Annotated in this window: 19 protein-coding genes and 1 rRNA gene; 12 read left to right on the forward strand and 8 right to left on the reverse strand. The window is 39.8% G+C overall.

The genetic code is table 11. From position 1 onward, the window contains the following. The first annotated feature begins 134 nt into the window (after positions 1-134). The 9 genes from rrf (at position 135) to A9479_RS17860 (ending at position 6,687) form a co-directional block, all read left to right on the forward strand. Positions 135-249, forward strand: a 5S ribosomal RNA gene (rrf, locus tag A9479_RS17820). Between the two features lie 366 nt (positions 250-615). Beyond that, positions 616-1,548: a hypothetical protein gene (locus A9479_RS17825; protein WP_010392530.1), complete on the forward strand. Its 933-nt coding sequence runs from the start codon at positions 616-618 to the stop codon at positions 1,546-1,548. 25 nt (positions 1,549-1,573) lie between these two features. Then, positions 1,574-2,473, forward strand: a complete 900-nt coding sequence (locus A9479_RS17830; protein WP_013463678.1) for a DUF350 domain-containing protein — start codon at positions 1,574-1,576, stop codon at positions 2,471-2,473. A 4-nt stretch (positions 2,474-2,477) separates the two neighbouring features. Next, the gene (locus tag A9479_RS17835; RefSeq protein ID WP_013463679.1) at positions 2,478-4,199 is read left to right on the forward strand and encodes a polyamine aminopropyltransferase; all 1,722 of its coding nucleotides are present in this window, start codon (positions 2,478-2,480) and stop codon (positions 4,197-4,199) included. Positions 4,200-4,279: 80 nt separating this feature from the next. After that, positions 4,280-4,693 carry a YjfI family protein gene (locus tag A9479_RS17840; RefSeq protein WP_004335098.1) on the forward strand — a complete coding sequence of 138 codons (414 nt, stop codon included), beginning with the start codon at positions 4,280-4,282 and terminating at the stop codon, positions 4,691-4,693. A 24-nt stretch (positions 4,694-4,717) separates the two neighbouring features. Beyond that, positions 4,718-5,410 carry a PspA/IM30 family protein gene (locus tag A9479_RS17845; RefSeq protein WP_008113282.1) on the forward strand — a complete coding sequence of 231 codons (693 nt, stop codon included), beginning with the start codon at positions 4,718-4,720 and terminating at the stop codon, positions 5,408-5,410. A gap of 71 nt (positions 5,411-5,481) precedes the next feature. Beyond that, a complete protein-coding gene (locus A9479_RS17850; RefSeq protein ID WP_013463680.1) occupies positions 5,482-6,120 on the forward strand; it encodes a hypothetical protein in 639 nt (212 codons plus the stop codon). Then, the gene (locus A9479_RS17855) at positions 6,117-6,437 is read left to right on the forward strand and encodes a hypothetical protein (protein ID WP_008113280.1); all 321 of its coding nucleotides are present in this window, start codon (positions 6,117-6,119) and stop codon (positions 6,435-6,437) included. The genes A9479_RS17850 and A9479_RS17855 overlap by 4 nt, the downstream gene beginning before the upstream one ends. Before the next feature lie 64 nt (positions 6,438-6,501). Further along, positions 6,502-6,687 (forward strand): hypothetical protein, encoded by a 186-nt coding sequence (locus A9479_RS17860; protein ID WP_008113278.1) that lies wholly within the window; start codon positions 6,502-6,504, stop codon positions 6,685-6,687. 15 nt (positions 6,688-6,702) lie between these two features. Here A9479_RS17860 and A9479_RS17865 read toward each other — a convergent pair whose 3' ends face one another. From A9479_RS17865 to A9479_RS17880, 4 genes are all read right to left on the reverse strand, one after another. Further along, the gene (locus tag A9479_RS17865; protein WP_008113277.1) at positions 6,703-7,104 is read right to left on the reverse strand and encodes a hypothetical protein; all 402 of its coding nucleotides are present in this window, start codon (positions 7,102-7,104) and stop codon (positions 6,703-6,705) included. 10 nt (positions 7,105-7,114) lie between these two features. Next, positions 7,115-7,633: a hypothetical protein gene (locus tag A9479_RS17870; protein WP_197487274.1), complete on the reverse strand. Its 519-nt coding sequence runs from the start codon at positions 7,631-7,633 to the stop codon at positions 7,115-7,117. Positions 7,634-7,740: 107 nt separating this feature from the next. Next, a complete protein-coding gene (locus tag A9479_RS17875; protein WP_064664167.1) occupies positions 7,741-9,120 on the reverse strand; it encodes a lyase family protein in 1,380 nt (459 codons plus the stop codon). Positions 9,121-9,336: 216 nt separating this feature from the next. After that, on the reverse strand, positions 9,337-9,522 hold the full coding sequence (locus A9479_RS17880) for a hypothetical protein (RefSeq protein WP_013463685.1): 186 nt from the start codon (positions 9,520-9,522) through the stop codon (positions 9,337-9,339). 193 nt (positions 9,523-9,715) lie between these two features. On the opposite strand from A9479_RS17880, the gene A9479_RS17885 reads away from it, so the two are divergent. Next, a complete protein-coding gene (locus A9479_RS17885; RefSeq protein WP_064664168.1) occupies positions 9,716-10,306 on the forward strand; it encodes a DUF938 domain-containing protein in 591 nt (196 codons plus the stop codon). Here the strand turns inward: A9479_RS17885 and A9479_RS17890 are convergent. The 3 genes from A9479_RS17890 to A9479_RS17900 form a co-directional block, all read right to left on the reverse strand. Beyond that, complete coding sequence (locus tag A9479_RS17890; RefSeq protein ID WP_064664169.1) at positions 10,283-11,422, reverse strand: GNAT family N-acetyltransferase; 1,140 nt, start codon at positions 11,420-11,422, stop codon at positions 10,283-10,285. The genes A9479_RS17885 and A9479_RS17890 overlap by 24 nt on opposite strands. A 91-nt stretch (positions 11,423-11,513) precedes the next feature. Next, the gene (locus A9479_RS17895; RefSeq protein WP_064664170.1) at positions 11,514-14,240 is read right to left on the reverse strand and encodes a CHASE domain-containing protein; all 2,727 of its coding nucleotides are present in this window, start codon (positions 14,238-14,240) and stop codon (positions 11,514-11,516) included. Positions 14,241-14,313: 73 nt separating this feature from the next. Beyond that, complete coding sequence (locus A9479_RS17900; RefSeq protein WP_064664171.1) at positions 14,314-14,769, reverse strand: Lrp/AsnC family transcriptional regulator; 456 nt, start codon at positions 14,767-14,769, stop codon at positions 14,314-14,316. A gap of 136 nt (positions 14,770-14,905) precedes the next feature. Between A9479_RS17900 and A9479_RS17905 the strand changes: the two genes are divergently transcribed. Continuing rightward, a complete protein-coding gene (locus A9479_RS17905; protein WP_028834884.1) occupies positions 14,906-16,075 on the forward strand; it encodes a monodechloroaminopyrrolnitrin synthase PrnB family protein in 1,170 nt (389 codons plus the stop codon). Position 16,076: 1 nt separating this feature from the next. Further along, positions 16,077-17,201, forward strand: coding sequence for an aminotransferase class V-fold PLP-dependent enzyme (locus A9479_RS17910; RefSeq protein ID WP_064664172.1), 1,125 nt, complete (start codon positions 16,077-16,079; stop codon positions 17,199-17,201). On the opposite strand, the gene A9479_RS17915 is transcribed toward A9479_RS17910, so the two are convergent. Further along, complete coding sequence (locus A9479_RS17915; RefSeq protein ID WP_064664173.1) at positions 17,185-17,673, reverse strand: DUF4124 domain-containing protein; 489 nt, start codon at positions 17,671-17,673, stop codon at positions 17,185-17,187. The two genes, A9479_RS17910 and A9479_RS17915, sit on opposite strands and share 17 nt — an antisense overlap. Between the last annotated feature and the right edge of the window lie 242 nt (positions 17,674-17,915).

Genomic DNA, 17,915 nt, shown 5'->3' on the forward strand with positions numbered 1-17,915 from the left:
ATACAACGCCAAACGCGTTTTATGCGACAGTTTAAGCAAGAAGTTAATAGACTAAAGTAGATACTTGAAGACTTTTATTATCAGAAATTCCAAATTTTAGTAAGGTCGATTAAATCGAACTTACACCAAATTTGCTTGGTGACAATAGCGTTTTGGACCCACCTGACCCCATGCCGAACTCAGCAGTGAAACGAAACAGCGCCGATGATAGTGTAGCATTTGCTATGTGAAAGTAGGACATTACCAGGCTCCAAATTAAAGAAAGCCCGACTAGAAATAGTTGGGCTTTTTTACGCCTGCAGGAAAGTGAAAATGCAGGTTCGAGGTGAAAGGTATTAGGTTAAAGGAAGAGAATTGAACAGACCCAATTCCACGACATACTAATGCGCTGTCGCTGCAAAGTAGTATACGTACTCCAAATCCAAGTCAGTGTTAAGCCTAAAGCCCTCAGTTTTGAAGTATTACCATCAGCACTCTCTCTTTACTGATCTTAGTTATTTTCCTTGCATCTTTAAACTAGTCCCTAAATTATCATCTTGTTGCAATTTCATTGTTGGTTTAATAACTGTCCTGTGTAAAACTATCTAGGATAATTTAGTAAATCAGGTGACATGAATGTCGAATATAAAAGCTTGGAAACTTCTCAGCCTGTTTTGTTTGTTTACAGCACTGATTGGTTGTCAATCTAAAGAAGAACAGCTACAACAAACAATTCAAGAGTCCATTAAAAAGGCCGATGTCGAGCTTACTCAGCTTGGTAAAGCACTTGATAATGGTAGTATACGTAATGCGATTATTCTTAAAGAATACAGTCGTATCCTTAAACAACAGCAGCCTGAACTCAGTAAGGTTGTTGATGTAGTTAGCCTTGATGCCACACGCCAGGGAGCCCTTTATAGTGGCTTAACCCAACGCCTTGATGATATTAAGGGTAATTACTTAATTCCTCCTTACGAAGACACTTTATACAATATTGATTTATTGCGTGAGGCAGCAAAGCCAACGTTATTTTCTGATGCCTTAACCGATCCTATTAATATGCTTGCGGATATGTCGAATGGTTCTTTAGCACGAGTTGGTGCTATAAGCCAAAAAGCTGAAGGCGAAGGGGTCGGTAACCAAATGGTAGGTAATCCTAACTATGGTAATTGGCAAACGAATAGTAGTGGTATTAGCTTTTGGCAGTGGTACGGCATGTACCGTATTTTGGGTGATGTATTTGACCGAGTTGAATACGGAAGTTGGAGTAAACGCCGTAAGTATAGTTACTACAATGACTATGGTCGTACTCGTTACTCAAGCCCTAAACAAATAAAAACCCAAAGTGCATTAGAAACACGTACACGACAATCTTACCAACGCCAAGGCAAGCAGTTCACTAGTCCTTATGCGAGTAAAAAAACAGGTGCATCAGGTTTGAGTCGCAGCAGTTATACGCCGCCTAAAAGTCGCAGCAGTTACTCAAGAGCGAGTAGTTATAGCAATAATTCAGGATCGGTTCGTAATAGCAGTAGCAGAACCTCGCGCGGCGTAAGTCGTGGTAAGTAAAGAATAACGTTGGAGTTAGAATAATATGTATGAATTTAATGGAATAACTATGTGGTCTTTGCAAGCACTGTCTGTGGACTTTGCAATTATCATCTTACTGTTTGTGAGCTTAAAGTATATTAAAGGTTGGGTATCTAATTTACATGCCAATGATGAAATTACCGAGCGCGATAACTTTGCATTTGGAATAAGCTTTGCCGCTGGTTTGGTAGCACTTGCGATTGTGTTAACGGGCGTGAGTAGTGGTGCCTTTGCTGCTACGTTACAAAAAGAAGCTCTGTTAATGCTTGGCTATGGCGCATTAGCAATTTTGCTTATAAAGCTGGGTCACTTTTTTCAAGATAAAGTGGCGCTGCGTAAAGTGAGCTTACATAACGAAATAGTCAAAGGTAACGTTACTGCGTCAATTATTGATTTTGGCCATGTAGTAAGTGTTGCCGTGGTTATCCGCTCTGCACTATTGTGGGTTGCTACTGAAGGTTGGCATGGCATTCCTATTGTTATTGCTGCGTTTGTCATTGGTAGTGTGGTATTGCTGTTAGTAAGCCAATATCGCGTGCAGTTATTTAAGCGCACCAATAAAAGTGGCGACTGCCTACAACAGGCTATTATTGATGGTAATTTAGCAGTAGGTGTTCGTTATGCAGGCTTTTTAATTGGTAGTGCATTAGCCATTACTGCTGCAACAGGCATTGCTCCTTATGCTGCTGACAATATTAATGCGAGTTTACTTTACTGGGCGCTAAGCGCCGTTGTTTGTTTGGTTGCTTTCATTTTACTGCACTTACTGACGATTAAAATCATTCTTGCTGGCTGTAATATTTCAGATGAAGTGAATCGTCAAAAGAATGTGGGTGTTGCCGCTATTTCTGCAGCTGTGTCATTTGCTGTCGGGATCACTATGGCCACACTACTGGGTGCATAATCACGTGTCATCAACTCAAGCTTCCCCAAGTAAATTTAATTTACTTGGGCATGATATTTTACTGATCACTGTTATGGCCGTACTCGCTGGGTGCGGCCTTATTTATGAATATTTACTTTCTCATTACGCTGGCCGAGTACTCGGCTCAGTTGAGAGTGCAATTTACGCCATGATAGGCACTATGATTGTAGCTATGGGGATGGGTGCATTTTTAGCGCGTTGGTTTAAAGATGCCTTCACCGCATTTGCTTGGCTAGAGAGTATTATTGCGCTCATAGGTATGGGCTGTATATTAGCCATTGCCAGCATTATTGCCGTGAGTTATTCACTCCCTCATTTATTCTCAAGTATTTTTAATATTCCACCTGACGTTATTCTTAATGGTTACGTGTTTCAAAAGCTGCAAGAGTGGTCTCGCTTTTTACCTTATGTATTTGGCTTAATATTAGGGCTATTTATTGGTATGGAAATACCGCTTATTGCGCGCATTCGCCAGCATGTTTATGGACGTTTTTTAGAAAATAACGCCGGCACTATATATGGGGCTGACTATATTGGCGCTGGTATTGGCGCGGCAATTTGGGTGAGTATTATGCTCGCGATGCCAATAATGCAAGCCGCCGCTTGGACAGCGCTATTTAACATTATTGCCGGACTTGCCTTTTTATGGCGTTATCATAGCTATGTGCGCTTTGCTAAGTTGCTATTGGTTTGCCATATATTACTGCTGGTGTTATTCGCTTTTATTTTGCAGTTTGGTAGTAGCTGGATGGATAACCTAAGTAACGTACTATACAAAGATAAAGTTATTTACTCTCAGGCGACTAAGTATCAACATGTGGTGCTAACAGAGCGTTTAAGTAAAAATCAGCCTCAGCCAATTACTGATCTATATTTAAATGGTCGTTTGCAGTTCTCTAGTGTAGATGAGCAAATATATCACTCAATGCTCGTTTACCCTGCCATGCTGGCATCTAATCGTCATGACCGTGTTTTGATTATTGGCGGCGGTGACGGATTAGCCATGCGTGATGTATTAAAGTGGCCGGTTGAGGAAGTGACCTTAATTGATTTAGATGGCCAGCTACTTAATTTATTTGGTCATAAAGATAACCAATACACGCCGCCTGAAGATATTAAACAGCGACTAGTGGCACTCAATAATGAATCGATGCATGACCCGCGAGCAAATATTATTGTGGGCGATGCATTTTTAGAAGTCGAAAAGCTACTGGATCAGTCAAAGCAGTTCGATACTATTTTAATTGATTTGCCAGACCCTAATCACCCTGATCTTAATAAGATGTACAGCGATTACTTTTATAATCATGTACGCCAATTATTAGCGCCTGATGGTGCTATGGCGGTACAGTCAACATCGCCTTATCATGCGAAAAAGGCATTTTTAAGTATTGCTAAAACGGTGAAAGCCGCAGGTTTTGATTATGTAGAGCAATATCAGCAAAACATTCCTTCGTTTGGTCAATGGGGATGGACTATTGCGACTAAAATGGGGCAATCACCTAGTGCCCGTATTAGCAATATAACTGATATGCCAGTGCCATCTCGGTGGATTAGTAAAAAATATTTATTAGCGAGTTTTGCATTTCCTAATAACTATTTTGAACAAGTGAACGATATTGAAGTCAATAGGTTAGGTTCTGGTCGCTTGTATGATTACTACCGAGCAGCTTGGCAAATAGAAAGTGAATTGTATAAAAATTAATAAAACATGGTTGACATAATATGTCAGCCGTGCGAATCTTAACTCAGACATAATATGTCAAACGACGAAAAGGCAGAGACATGGAATTAAATGAACTTTCAATAAAATTAGCGTCTTTTGAAACCGAGGGTGCTAACTTTGAGTCTTTCTTGATTGCCAATCCAGGTGAGCAAGATGTTTTACAAGTCATTGTTGATGGAAATGACGAGCTTCCAATTTTTGTTACTCAAACACAAGAGCAATTACTATGTATTAGCTACTTGTTTGACGAAGATGAAGTAAAAAGTGAATTACGCAACGAGTTAAACGAAACACTACTGCGTTTAAACGTGCCAATTCCACTGAGTGCATTTGCTAAGATCGATAATAAATACGCGATTTTTGGTGCACTGTCGGTAAATTCATCTCTAGATGATGTTACCCACGAACTAGTGACATTAGCTGATAACGCTATAGATGCACTAGAAGCCGTGACCTTATATTTAAACGATTAGTAGCTAGTTAGTGGAGTTAAGATTATGAGTATTTTAAAAAAATTATTTACAGCAGTACGTGGCGGCGCACGTGAAGCAGGCGAAGCAATTGTTGATGCCAATGGTATTCGTATTTTTGAGCAAGAAATTGCTGATGCACAAAATGCGTTACACCGTGCTAAAAAAAGCCTAACAGAAGTGATGGCTAAAGAAATGCAAACTAAGCGTAAAATTAGCGCAGTAGATGCATCAATTGCTGAGCATGAAGCTTATGCAGGTCAAGCCCTTGAAAAAGGGAATGAAGCATTAGCATTAGAAATTGCAGAAAAAATTGGTGACTTTGAAGCTGAGAAAGCTGAGCACGAGCAAGTGTTAGCGGGCTTTAGTAATCACATAGTGACTTTGAAGCAGCAAGTAAAAGATGCTGAAAAATCAATTAAGGAAAATCAGCGTCAGCTTACTATGGTTAAAACCACAGAAAGCGTTCAGCAAGCGACAATGGCTGTAAACAGCACGCTTAATACTAATAATTCATCAATGACATCGGCGCGTCAGTCGCTTGAGCGTATTAAGCAACGCCAACAAGACCGTACTGATCAATTAGGTGCTGCAAAGTCTCTAGAAGCAGATGTTAATGGCGACGATTTAAAAGCTAAAATGGCTGAAGCAGGTATTGGTGATACGAATCCAAAAAGTGCTGATATTTTAGCGCGCATTAAAGCGAAGCAAAATAGCTAACATTTAGAACCATATCAAAAAGGTAACCGAGTTTCGCTCCGTTACCTTTTTTGCTTACAGAGGCACCTTATATGTTTAATTTTTTCAAATCTAAAAAAAAGCCAGAACGTCAGCTTAATCATGCGAGTGACCTTAAAAAAGGCGACATGTTTACTGTCATTGATTCGTTTGCTTATCCTTCATGGCTTAAAGGTCAAACGTTGCGCGTTATTGATGTGCAAACGTATCAGTACCAACACAGCAGTGATACTGAATTTGTACTTGAAACTAACACTGGCCAAGTGGTGTTTTTACAAATAGAGCAAAATGATGGTGAACAGTGGGCAAACTTCTCTATAAAAATTCAGCGTGATGAAGTTGAAGAGATCTTTGGTCTTGATGAATTTGCGCGTATTTTTGATGAAGAGTCATTAACACATATCACGGTACAAAATACCCCTGAGCGTTTTATGCAATTTTTAGCGAAAAGCTATCAACAAAGTGAATCGCCTTATGTATGTTATTTTCATAATAAAGACTTTCGTGGCCAAACGCTGCCTCGCTATGAGCAAGAAGGTGGTGAACCATGCGAAATGATTTGCTTAGCCTCTCCTGATGAAGGACATAGCGTTAATATAGAGATTTGGGAGGGAGGTGAAACAGAAGTCTCACTGACGTTAACTCGCCCAATTAGCGATATTGTTGATTTGTTTCCTGGAGATGCCCAGTGAGTGATGCTAAAGACAAGTGGTTGCGCCAAGAGCAAGCTGTGCGCGCCACGCAAATGGCATTTGATTTGAGTAGTGAGGTACAAAAGTCGATAAAAAAACAAGCTATCGATCAAGAGCTCACTCCCTCAGATATGATCCGTAAAATTTTAGGTCTTGATGTAAAGTCTAAAAAAACACGGCAACGACTATCGTTTAATTTAAATGATGACGAAATAGCGCAATTGGCTAGCCGGTTTGAAGTGGCAGTAGATGATAAAAGAGCGGTAAAGCAACAGGTAGCAGAGTTACTCATTGAGCATACAAAAAAGACTAAGTAACCCTTTTGCCTTCTTTATGTAAAATACTTACACTGGGGCTATTATTTTCTAAAAAAGTGCCGCTGTGAATATCTTATTGATTGCCTACTTACTCATGTTTGCTTTATTTGGCACGGCGGCAAGCTACTTCGTGCGTTTTATATATGCTTACTGGGTACAGAAAAAAATGCCACTGGAATACATTTTTAAGGCAGGTGTGTGTATTTTCATGGTGGTGGTTATTTCGGTGTTAATACCACTATTAGATTAACACCGAAACGAACTGCTACTGGTAGTTAACTGTTTTACATTGATTATCAATACATAAAGAGTGGACTTCTAGCACTGGTGAACAGTCTTTGAACTCAAGCATTGCATTATCTAGTTGTTCTTGCTCGGTGATTTTTTGCGCTAATTGCTCTGCTTGTTCTTGAGAGTGATTTAATGTTGAGTACACAACATACTTACTCGGCCCCCCACAGACACGCGAGCCAACACCTAACACCTTACATTGATAGCTGGCTGTGCAGCTTTTATTACTTGTAAGCTCATTAAGTTGAGTATTTAAAACAGATTCACTCGCGTTTTGAGCTTTGCTTGATGTTAGTGCACTACTGCAACCGCTAAGCAGCATAGTCATAACAACACAGGTAGCTGATAGCTTAATTACGGATGACAAACAACTCATAATCTAATCCTTAAAATACACTTACCGCAGAGCCTTCAAGTTTAACACATTTATTTTCAACACACTGAGTGCTTGGCGCAGTTAAATGTTGGCAAATACTCATCATGCCTTTTTGCGCATTATAGGTACTTTCCAATTGAGTGATAGTACCGCTTAGGGCTGAAACCTGCTCTTGGGGTGCGCTTTGTGTAGAGTACACAATATAATCGCTCGGTCCACCACAGGCACGGCTACCAACAGCACTGACTTTACACTGTGAACTAGTTGAACATTGTTTATCTGCTATGAGGTTATTTAATTTATTTTTTGCTGTTTTAATATCATCAAGCGACACTTCTTTTGCAGCATCAACCGGTAGTTGCTGTGCTATTTTATTTTGCTTATTTTCTTGTGGTAGTTTTTGTTGTGGTATCGGCGTAGACGTGTTTTCTACCGCATTGGTTTTAGTTTGCTCAGTTTCATTTGAGGTGGTTTCTAAGCAAGCTGTTAAGCAAAGCGGTAGCAGTAGAGCGAGTAATGGAGTACGCATAATCGTTCCTGATAGTGATGAATTATTCATCACTATCATACACGGTGCATCCATTACGGCAATAAAAACTCTACTATCAATATATTAAAGCGCCATTAGTGGCGCTTTTACATTAACCCACCTTGGGTTAATTTAGCTGGATTGAGTAATGCCTCTAATTCTGAGCGAGATAGGTCAGTCTCTTGCTCGGCGATATCAATAATTGGCTTTGCTTGCTGGTAAGCTTGTTTGGCAATTTTTGCTGCTTTTTCATAGCCAATAACGGGGTTGAGTGCAGTAACTAAAATAGGATTTTTAGTCAGCGCTTTATCAATCTGTGCTTGATTAACTTTAAAGCTAGTTATGGCTTTATCCGCTAGTGCTTGCGCACTGTTAGCAAGTATCTCTGTACTTTGCAGGATATTATAAGCAATCACGGGTAGCATTACGTTAAGTTCAAAGTTGCCAGCTTGGCCTGCTACGGTAATTGTGGCGTCGTTACCGATTACTTGCGCACTAGCCATTGCAGCGGCTTCTGGGATCACCGGGTTCACTTTGCCAGGCATAATGGATGAACCAGGCTGCAATGCTTCAAGCTCTATTTCACCAAGTCCCGCAAGCGGCCCTGAATTCATCCAACGTAGATCGTTGGCTATTTTCATTTGCGCAACGGCATAGACTTTCAGCTGCCCTGATAAAGCCACAATGGCATCTTGCGAGCCAATATTATAAAAAAAGTTATCACTGGGGATAAAGTTAATCCCTACTTTTTCACTTAGCTGTTTGGCAAATAGCGTAGCAAATTGTGGATCGGCATTAATACCTGTACCTACTGCTGTCCCCCCCTGAGCCAGCTCACAAACACGTATTAGTGCATGCTCAATACCGCTGGCTGCGTGCTTTACCTGCGATTGCCATGCGCTGAGTGTTTGCTCAAAGGTCACTGGCATTGCATCCATTAAATGAGTGCGCCCAGTTTTAACTATATGACCGATGTCTGCTTTTTTCTGCTCTAAGGCGTCGGCTAAGTTTGCTAGTGCTGGCAATAATTTTTTATCAACACTGATAGCACTGCTTAAGGCGATTGCAGTGGGAATAACATCATTCGAGCTTTGTCCCATATTCACATCGTCGTTAGGGTGAATAGGTTGATTAGCATGTTTTGAAGCCAAACTTGCAATAACTTCGTTGGCATTCATATTTGAGCTGGTACCTGATCCCGTTTGAAAAATATCAACAGGGAAATGCTCATAATGTTTACCATCAATAATTTCTTGGCAGGCGTGGTCGATCGCATTTGCTTTTGTTTTATCTAAATGGCCCAGCTTTAAATTGGTTAATGCTGCGGCTTGTTTTATATACGCTAAAGCAATAATAAATTGCTGTGGCATGGTGAGGTTGCTAATTGTAAAGTTATTAATGGCGCGTTGGGTTTGTGCTTTATAAAGTGCGTTAGCGGGCACGTCGAGTGTGCCCATGCTATCTGATTCTGTTCTAAAGTTACTCATTAGTACTCCTAAAAAAGAGAATATATGACATTAAACTACGCTATATAAAAAGATATGGTGCTGTTATTGCTATTTACAACGGTATAGCTAAAAAGTAGGGGGCGTCAAGGCAAGTTAACAAGTGGGATTAAAACTAAAAAGTCGACTTAAACGGATTTTAAGTCGACTTAAATAATGTATTTATATAAACAGCCAGCTATAAGGCTAAACAGAATTTTAATTGTAGCCAAGAATAAATATTTGGTCTGTTTCATGTTTGTTTTGTGCCTTTTGAGTGTGTTTTACATGAGAAAGTAAGTCGATAACCGTTGCTCTACAATCTGTTTCATGACTCGTTTTATCTAGGCTTTTATCGGTAATTGCCATTACAGCGTCTACGGCGGTATAGGGTGAAATATACATAATGTTATCCTTTTGTCGTTTAGTACTCATTAAGTGAGTAATTTAATAAAAGCATATAGCGTACCAGCTCGGTAAATATAATTTAACGTATTGAAATTAAAGTTATTTTATTATTTTGGTTAATTTACTCACGACAAAATAGCTGAAATTTGTTTTACTATTGTGCATTCATTTGCAATTTAGGTGCATCAGTATGACCAAACCGTTTTCACAAGCCTGCGAAAATAATAAAAATCATATACTTAAGGCTTTGCAGCCTGCATTGCAAAATGCAGGGTCGGTACTTGAGATAGGCTCGGGGACGGGTCAGCATAGCGTTTTCTTTGCCAAAAAATTGCCACATTTACAATGGTATACCAGTGATCGAGAGGTTAATCATCAAGGAATAAAGTTATGGCATGATGAGGTGCAACTGGCAAACTTGCATCCGCCTTTATTACTTGACCTAAACGATCCTTGGCCAGTAAATAAAGTGGATGCGATATATACTGCTAACACTTTTCATATAGTGAGCTGGGAGTTAATTACGCGTTTTTTTGCTGGAGTAAATCAGCACTTAAACCAGCAAGGGGTGGTGTGTGTATATGGCCCTTTCAAATATAAAGGGGAGTTTACCAGCCCCAGTAATGATGAATTTAATAGTTTATTGCAAAGTCGCGATCCGCTTAGTGGTATTCGTGATTTCGAAGCGGTTGAGCAACTTGCAGTGCAATCTGGGCTTAAGTTACTTAGCGATACTGCGATGCCTGCAAATAATCAGTTACTCATTTTTAAACGGCAATAAAGTGCTGCATTGTTGTTTATAAATATCGATATGCTGGCGTTCGCGTTCTAAGTAATCTGCAATAGCATGATTAAAATCGGGGTGAACAATGTGATGGGCAGAGTAAGTAGTGATGGGTTGAAAGCCGCGTGCTATTTTATGCTCACCCTGAGCACCGGCATTAAAACAGTGAATATTATGCTTAATCGCATATTCAATGCCTTGGTAGTAACACAGCTCAAAGTGAAGAGAATCAATCTCTTCGCTTGCTCCCCAATAACGCCCATAAAGGGTATTGTCACCAATTAAACTTAATGTGGCGGCAATCACTTTATGGTCTTTTTTGGCTAGCATAATGAGCAATTTTTCAGCCATTAAGGCGTGTAGCAAGCTAAAAAAATCGCTGTTTAAGTAGCCTAAATGGCCTGAACGTTTTAAATAAGTACGTTGATAAAACTCACAAAAAAGCTGCATCACTGTTGTGGTGATTTGCTCACCTTGCAGCCATTCAATGGTGATATTTTGCTGTGTTATTTTAGCGCGTTCTTTTTTTACTGCTTTGCGCTTACGGGCATTAAAGGTTTTTAAAAAATCGTCAAAATCTTTAAAGCTATTATTAAACCATTGAAATTGCACGCCGGTTCTTTGCATAGCACCTGCATCACTTAGCTGTGAGGTTTGTGCTTTATCGCAAAAGTTTACATGCCAGCCTGACCAGGCTTGTTTTGCGCAGTGGGTATTAAGTTGCTCTGTTATATACTCATAAACTAACTTTGGATTGCTATGCATAATACGTATTCTTTGCCCCTCAATCGGACTAAAGGGAATACAGCACAGCCATTTAGGGTAATAATCTAAGCCATTTTTTTCATAAGCTTCAGCCCATGCCCAGTCAAATACATATTCACCGTAGGAGTGCGCTTTTAAGTAGCCAGGGGCAAGGGCAACTAGTTTATCGCCTTCATAAACGGCTAAGTGGTGAGGCTGCCAACCTGTTTTTGCGCTTACACATTGGCTTTGCTCAAGTGCATATAAAAAAGCGTGTTGAGTAAAAGGATCATCGCCAAAAAAATAATGCCATTGTGTTGCGTCAATTTGGTTGATGCTATTAAACCATTGATGTGAAAAGTGGCTCATAATGCTTTGCCTACTATTTTTTAAGTGGGTTGCTGATTAATTTTGGTAATAGTGCGACAGCCATATTTGGTTTTCTGTTTTCGATAAATCTTTATGGTTTATCTGGCGCAATATATTGAGATAGGCACTGTATAAGCTTATCGAGTTCGAGAGGTTTTGCAAGATGTTCGTTAAAACCAATTGCTAAGGCATTGGCTTTATCTTCAGGCATTACATCAGCAGTTAAGGCAATAATTGGTAATTGCTCAGTACTTTTAATTTGACGTATCAAGGCGGTGGCTTGGTAACCGTCCATAATCGGCATTTGGCAATCCATTAATACTAAATCGAAGTCATTTATTTTAACTTGTTCTACTGCTAATTCGCCATTTTCAACCAGTGTTGGGGTAATCCCTAAAGAGCTAAGCATTGCTTTTATGACTAATTGATTGACGCTGTTATCTTCTGCAACCAGTATTTTTAGTTTACTTAAGTCAACATGCTGGTGTATGTGCTTTGCCGTTACTTGTTGCGCTGCACATGTATTTAACTCGACAGACAGAGTAAAAGTAGAGCCCTTACCTGGCTCGCTTTGTATGCTGATATCTCCAGACATTAATAAGCTAAGTTCTTTTGCGATTGCTAAACCAAGCCCTGTGCCACCAAATTTACGTGATGTTGAGCTATCGGCTTGGGTGAACGCATCAAATAACTTACTTTGCTCTGATGGCGCAATACCGATGCCCGAGTCCTTAATAGTCAAGGTGATTTGACGACGTCTATCGGTGATCTCCTTGCTGTATGCGCTAACACTTACTTCACCTTCATAGGTAAACTTAATGGCGTTACTACATAGGTTTAATAAAATTTGCTCAATTCGCATAACATCACCTTCAAACCAAATATCGGTTGGTAATTGGTTATCAACTTTCCAGTGAATGCCTTTTTGTTCTGCGCTTTGCTCGAACATACTACTGATCCGAGCAAGAAGCGCATTCAAATCAAAAGGAGCGACTTCTAAGGTGAGCTTTTGTGATTCAATTTTAGAGATATCGAGTACATCATTGATTAAACTTAACAATGATTTAGACGCTAAATTAATTTTATTTAAATAATCAGAAAGAATTTCAGGGCTATCTTCATTTTTAGCTAGGGTTGAAAAGCCAATCACAGCGTTAAGTGGGGTGCGAATTTCATGGCTCATATTTGCTAAAAATCGGCTTTTAGCCTGATTTGCTAAATCAGATTGTTGTTTAGCTTTAACGAGCGAGCGAGTACGCTCTGCTACCAAGCGTGAGAGTGCAAGGTGCTGGTTATTAAATAACAGTAATATCAGTAAAATGAGTGAGCTGACAATGACCTGTAAAATAAGCAAAAAGAGTGTCATGTTATTAGTTTGATGCGGTAGAAATTCATCATTAATTGTTAAATCAACCAGCCATGTTTGCCCTGCAAAATTAATCGTGATGGTTGTCAGTTTATTGCTTTTGGTCGGTATATTTTCGGCGTTTGAATAAAATGGATTGGTAGTATTAGCTTCATAAATAGCGATATTAAACATCTTATTTTGTGCTTGGGTAATCGACTGAGCAAGTATGTTTTTTACTAAAAATACACCTGTTGCGTAGCCTTTAATTGAGGCAACTTCGTTATTTTGTTGATACACAGGAGCAAATAATAAATACGCAGGTTCAGGTTGTTTTGCTTGAACTAACTGAATTATTTTAGTGCCCACAGGGCGATTTTTAATGCGTGGGTCGAGTAAAGTCTCACGGCGATCTTTACGAGAATTGAGATTAAAACCAATCGCGGATTGGTTTTCTGCAAAAGGAGCAATATAGGTAATAACCACCAATGGATCGTTGTTTGATAATGGCGCCCCTTTAATGCTCGGATCAAAGCTGTATGCAGTATAAACTTCATTGAGCTGTTTGTTAAAGTCACTGACCTGAGCCTGGTTAATTTTGCGGTTCCATGAAAATGCTTTAATAAATGAATGCTCAGCCAATAGTTGAGCACTGTAGCTATCAAACTCTTGCTTGCTTAAAGTCGGTGTTGATTGTATCTGGCTTGCAAGGCTTTGTACGGTTATTTGGCTGAGGTTTAAATTGCTCAGCAAACTGTTTTCAATAATAGATGTTTCGCGCTTAGCTATTTGTATCGCATTTGAATACGTCTCTTGGTTGTATAGCTTAGTGGTTAAAGCTACAGAGATAAATAACACCGAGCACACTGCAATAGTAGGTAATGGGGTAACATCATGGCGTTTAAATTTTGGTTGTAATAACGCCAATAAAAAGGGAGTTGCGATCAGTACGCCAAGAGAGTCACCAAGCCACCAAAAAGTAACATTGTTCCAATGATTATCAATGCTGTAAGCAGGGTTAAACTGACTTAAAGCATAGACGCCAATATTGGCCGATATTAGGCTGACGACAATACCGACGACAAAAATAAAATAAATAATAGATTGGCGTTGTTTTAAATACAGCGGATGGCCTAGCCAGTACTTTAAAAGAGCAGCGCCAATCATGCCTTGTAGCACGGCGCCTAAACCGATTAGCAGTACTTGTTGTAGTGTATTACCAATAAAAATCTGCTCAGTGATCGCGTTATCACCGGTACTTAAATTAAAGGCGACAGAGGCAATAAATAATGCCGGGATAAAACGCCACCACCAGATAAAACAGCCAACTAGGGCAATACCTGCAGGGAGCCAGATAGGGATGACTTGTGATTGAAAGGCAAAATTAGTCAATAACTTACCAGTTGCAAAATACGCAACCGCAAACAATATGTAAAAAGCGAAAGAGCTGGATGTTGAACGAAAAATATTCACATGCATCCTTGTTAAATATTATTTTTATAATGATATTTTAGTATAGCGAATCGGCACTAAATAGTATTATTTTTTAAAGTGGTAGCTGCTTTTTGCTAAATGACTGTTTGAGTACTACCGTTGACTCTATATTGGCGATGCAGCTTAAGCTCCCCAGCTGGTGCTTTACAAACTGCTCATAGCTTTCTAAATCATGAGAAATAATTTTCAGTAAATAATCGTGGCTACCTGAGATCACAGAGCACTCAAGTACATGGGGAAGTTTTTCTACATGCAGCTCAAATTGCTGTGCCGCACTCACCGAGTTTTGACTTAGTCGCACGAAAGCATAAACCAGCACATTAAGGTTGAGCGACTTAGGGTTAATGGCAGCGTGATAGCCCGTAATTACATGTTCCTGCTCAAGCTTTTTGATACGCCTAAGAGTTGGGGTGTCTGATAGGTTAATGGTATTGGCTAATTCAGAAACCGACATGCGGGCATGCGATTGTAAGGCAACCAGTAACTGCTGATCTTTTTTATCTAACATGTCTATGGGATCTTATTAATTATTTTAATATTGTTAGTGATTATTGCTAACTAAAGGTGTTTTTACTATTTTTTTTGGCGTTTTACCCTCAGGGGTTTTTGCTAGCATTAAAACATAATAATAACAGGGTGTAGTTATGAGTTCTTTTACTGCTAAGTTTGACCGTTGGATAAGATCAGAGTTTGTAAGCTTAAACTCGCAATTAGAACAGCTTTATTGGCAGCAAACCGATAAGGCTAATGTTGAGGGGATTGGTGATAGCTTAAAGCTGGCACTAAAGGAGCAAGGCAATGCGCTGATCAGCGATTTATTGGCCGAAGGCAATACCGACGAAGGATTTGATAGCGCATTCGATTTGCTTGGTAATGTTGGTTTGTTTATGGCTGCTTGTCGCAGGCATGAGATTACAGAGCCGAGCAGAGAAACAACCTCACCATTAGTTGAAGCATCGGCGCTTGCTATGCATATTGGTGCCTCTATAGGTGTAACGCCTCGTTTTGCTACCGCGCATCTAACCACGCATAATAAAGCCATTAATGGCACCTATAAGCGTTTTACAAATCTTGATGATGAAGCCCTTTTTTTAGATTACAACACCCAAGGTATTTTAGCGTATAAGCGCGCAAGCGATGCTTTACTAAAAACATTACCTTTGGGTATTTCTCACCCCGTTACAGCCGAACTACTTGAGGTGGTTAAAACGGCATTAATGGATGTAATAGCATCGAATAACGCCTTATACACTCAGCTAGACACCGAACGTTTTTTTAATTGTGTACGTCCATATTACAAGCCTTACAGGGTAGGTAAAGAGGTTTACCGTGGTGCAAATGCGGGAGACTTTGCCGGTATTAATGTTATTGATATGCTGCTAGGGCTTTGCAGTGCCAATGAGCCGAGTTACTCGCAAATGCTGGTGGATAAATTTTTATATATGATGCCAGAGGATCAACAAATACTTCGTGAAGCCATGCGTATGCAAAGCCTAATGGATGATTTTTTAGAGGCCGAACAATATAAAAATACAGACTGGTTTCAAAAGCACGGCAAACTATTTATTCAAGTGTGTAAATTACATGGCGACACCGCTATCGGTCATCATAATCAGCTGGTGGAAAAGTTTATTGCTCAGCCATCACAGCACATGCAACAACAGCATATGAGTAAAGTAACCGCCAGTGGACCTCCTCTACCTGTACTGCTCGATTCATTAGCTAAGTTAAGAGATAGGCGTGCCGCGGCAAAGCGTGACGACATAAATACGCGCTTTGATGATTTAAACACGCTAAAACAGTGGATTAATTAATATGGCTAAAAATGATTTTTGTATGGCACAGGGTTGTTATTTATTAAGCCACTCTGTTGGCCGCCCATTAAAAACGAGCTTAGAAAATGCCACTGAACATTTTTTTACTCCTTGGCAAGAAAGTGTAAAAGAGCCATGGCAACAGTGGTTACCCGCCATTGAAAGATTTACTGAGGCATTAGGGCAGTTGTTTAATGCGCCTAGTGAGCAATTTTGTCCTCAGGTTAATTTATCCAGTGGTTTAACCAAATTGGTTATGTCACACCCCGTATTTAATAAACCACAGTGTACAGTATTAATGGCGCAGGCTGATTTTCCCAGCATGGGGTTTGTAATGCAAAAAGCACTGCCTGAATGTGCAAAAATACGCTACATCCCTGAGCATGAAGACTTGAGTGATAGACAGGTATGGCAGCGATATTTAACTTCAGAGATTGATGGGGTCTTTGTTAGCCATGTTTATTCTAATACGGGTGTACAAGCTCCCATAAACGATATTGTGGCGCTGAGTAAAGTCACGAATACACTCTCAATAATTGATGTGGCGCAATCGGCAGGGGTTATCCCTGTCGATCTAACGGCGTTAAATGCTGACTTTATGATTGGTTCAAGTGTGAAGTGGCTATGCGGAGGGCCAGGAGCTGCTTATTTATGGGTAAATCCAAAGCAAATAACACAATGTGAACCAAAAGATGTTGGCTGGTTTTCACATCAAAACCCATTCGAGTTTGATATTGCGCATTTTCAATATAACGCTAAAACACTAAGGTTTTGGGGCGGTACGCCCTCGGTACTTCCTTATATTATTGCCGCTCATAGTATTGAATATATTGTTGAATTTGGCGTTGAACAAGTGAGATCGCACAACTTGATGTTACTTGAGTTAATTCAGCAGCAATTGGGCGCTTTTTTAATGTCACCTAGCGCTAAAGAGCAATGTAGTGGCACCGCTATTTTGCAGTTTTCTGAGCATCAGCAAAGTGTATTAACAGCATTAGAGACTGCAAAAATAAGTGTTGATGTGCGTAAACTCGGCATCCGTGTTTCACCTCACATATATAATACAAAGTCAGAGATACAAACATTTATTGATGTTGTGAAGCACATACTTAAGGTTGCTGACTAAGCTGCTGTTTTTTTTGAGTGAGTGCTTCTATTTGTTGTTGTGCTTGCTTGATTTGTGGGTCAAATCGCTGCTTAAGTGCCGCCGTTTCAGTGGTAATGGCATTCGCAATTGAGCTGGCCCCTAAGCGATTTGCTTTATCTTGGGTCATGTAATCGATTTGCTGTTTTTTCTGTGCGTATTCTTGTTGGTATTGTTTAATCTTAAGCTCAAGCTGCACAATATCACGCTCTATTTGTTGCACCGCTAGATAATCGTCAACAGAAGTATCGGCAACTGGTGTGTTCTCAGATTGTGGCGTATTTGTTTGCATGATGTTGACGTTTCTAAGCGTGATCATTTGAGCGTCTTCAGCGCAAGGAGTTTGACTAAAAGTAGGCACTCCTTTAATGGTACATTTATAAACCGTCACTTCATTTGCCATGCTAGCAGCACAGGCACCCAAACAACACAGTAGTAATATTAGCTTTGCCATGGTTAAACCTAAGCTGGTTTAAAGTACCATTTATAATGCACTAAGTTGTGACACCATACAATTTGTTTAATTTATTAGCATGCGCTCGCGACTGCGTTATAAAAAGTGCAAATTAATAGAGGCTATTAAATTTTAGGCATAAAAAAAACCACAATTAAGTGGCTTGCAATCAGTAATGGTGGAGAGGGAGGGATAGACTTACTTACATCCCTGTAATTAATCGCTGCGCGACGCTTGCAGCG

Source organism: Pseudoalteromonas sp. MQS005, assembly GCF_001661605.1.
Lineage (GTDB): Bacteria > Pseudomonadota > Gammaproteobacteria > Enterobacterales > Alteromonadaceae > Pseudoalteromonas > Pseudoalteromonas tetraodonis.

Bases quoted from the DNA above. Each gene is read 5' to 3' on its own strand.
- A9479_RS17825 (WP_010392530.1), top strand. From the start codon at position 616: ATGTCGAATATAAAAGCTTGGAAACTTCTCAGCCTGTTTTGTTTGTTT.
- A9479_RS17830 (WP_013463678.1), top strand. From the start codon at position 1,574: ATGTATGAATTTAATGGAATAACTATGTGGTCTTTGCAAGCACTGTCT.
- A9479_RS17840 (WP_004335098.1), top strand. From the start codon at position 4,280: ATGGAATTAAATGAACTTTCAATAAAATTAGCGTCTTTTGAAACCGAG.
- A9479_RS17845 (WP_008113282.1), top strand. From the start codon at position 4,718: ATGAGTATTTTAAAAAAATTATTTACAGCAGTACGTGGCGGCGCACGT.
- A9479_RS17850 (WP_013463680.1), top strand. From the start codon at position 5,482: ATGTTTAATTTTTTCAAATCTAAAAAAAAGCCAGAACGTCAGCTTAAT.
- A9479_RS17865 (WP_008113277.1), bottom strand. From the start codon at position 7,104: ATGAGTTGTTTGTCATCCGTAATTAAGCTATCAGCTACCTGTGTTGTT.
- A9479_RS17870 (WP_197487274.1), bottom strand. From the start codon at position 7,633: ATGCGTACTCCATTACTCGCTCTACTGCTACCGCTTTGCTTAACAGCT.
- A9479_RS17875 (WP_064664167.1), bottom strand. From the start codon at position 9,120: ATGAGTAACTTTAGAACAGAATCAGATAGCATGGGCACACTCGACGTG.
- A9479_RS17880 (WP_013463685.1), bottom strand. From the start codon at position 9,522: ATGTATATTTCACCCTATACCGCCGTAGACGCTGTAATGGCAATTACC.
- A9479_RS17885 (WP_064664168.1), top strand. From the start codon at position 9,716: ATGACCAAACCGTTTTCACAAGCCTGCGAAAATAATAAAAATCATATA.
- A9479_RS17890 (WP_064664169.1), bottom strand. From the start codon at position 11,422: ATGAGCCACTTTTCACATCAATGGTTTAATAGCATCAACCAAATTGAC.
- A9479_RS17900 (WP_064664171.1), bottom strand. From the start codon at position 14,769: ATGTTAGATAAAAAAGATCAGCAGTTACTGGTTGCCTTACAATCGCAT.
- A9479_RS17905 (WP_028834884.1), top strand. From the start codon at position 14,906: ATGAGTTCTTTTACTGCTAAGTTTGACCGTTGGATAAGATCAGAGTTT.
- A9479_RS17910 (WP_064664172.1), top strand. From the start codon at position 16,077: ATGGCTAAAAATGATTTTTGTATGGCACAGGGTTGTTATTTATTAAGC.
- A9479_RS17915 (WP_064664173.1), bottom strand. From the start codon at position 17,673: ATGGCAAAGCTAATATTACTACTGTGTTGTTTGGGTGCCTGTGCTGCT.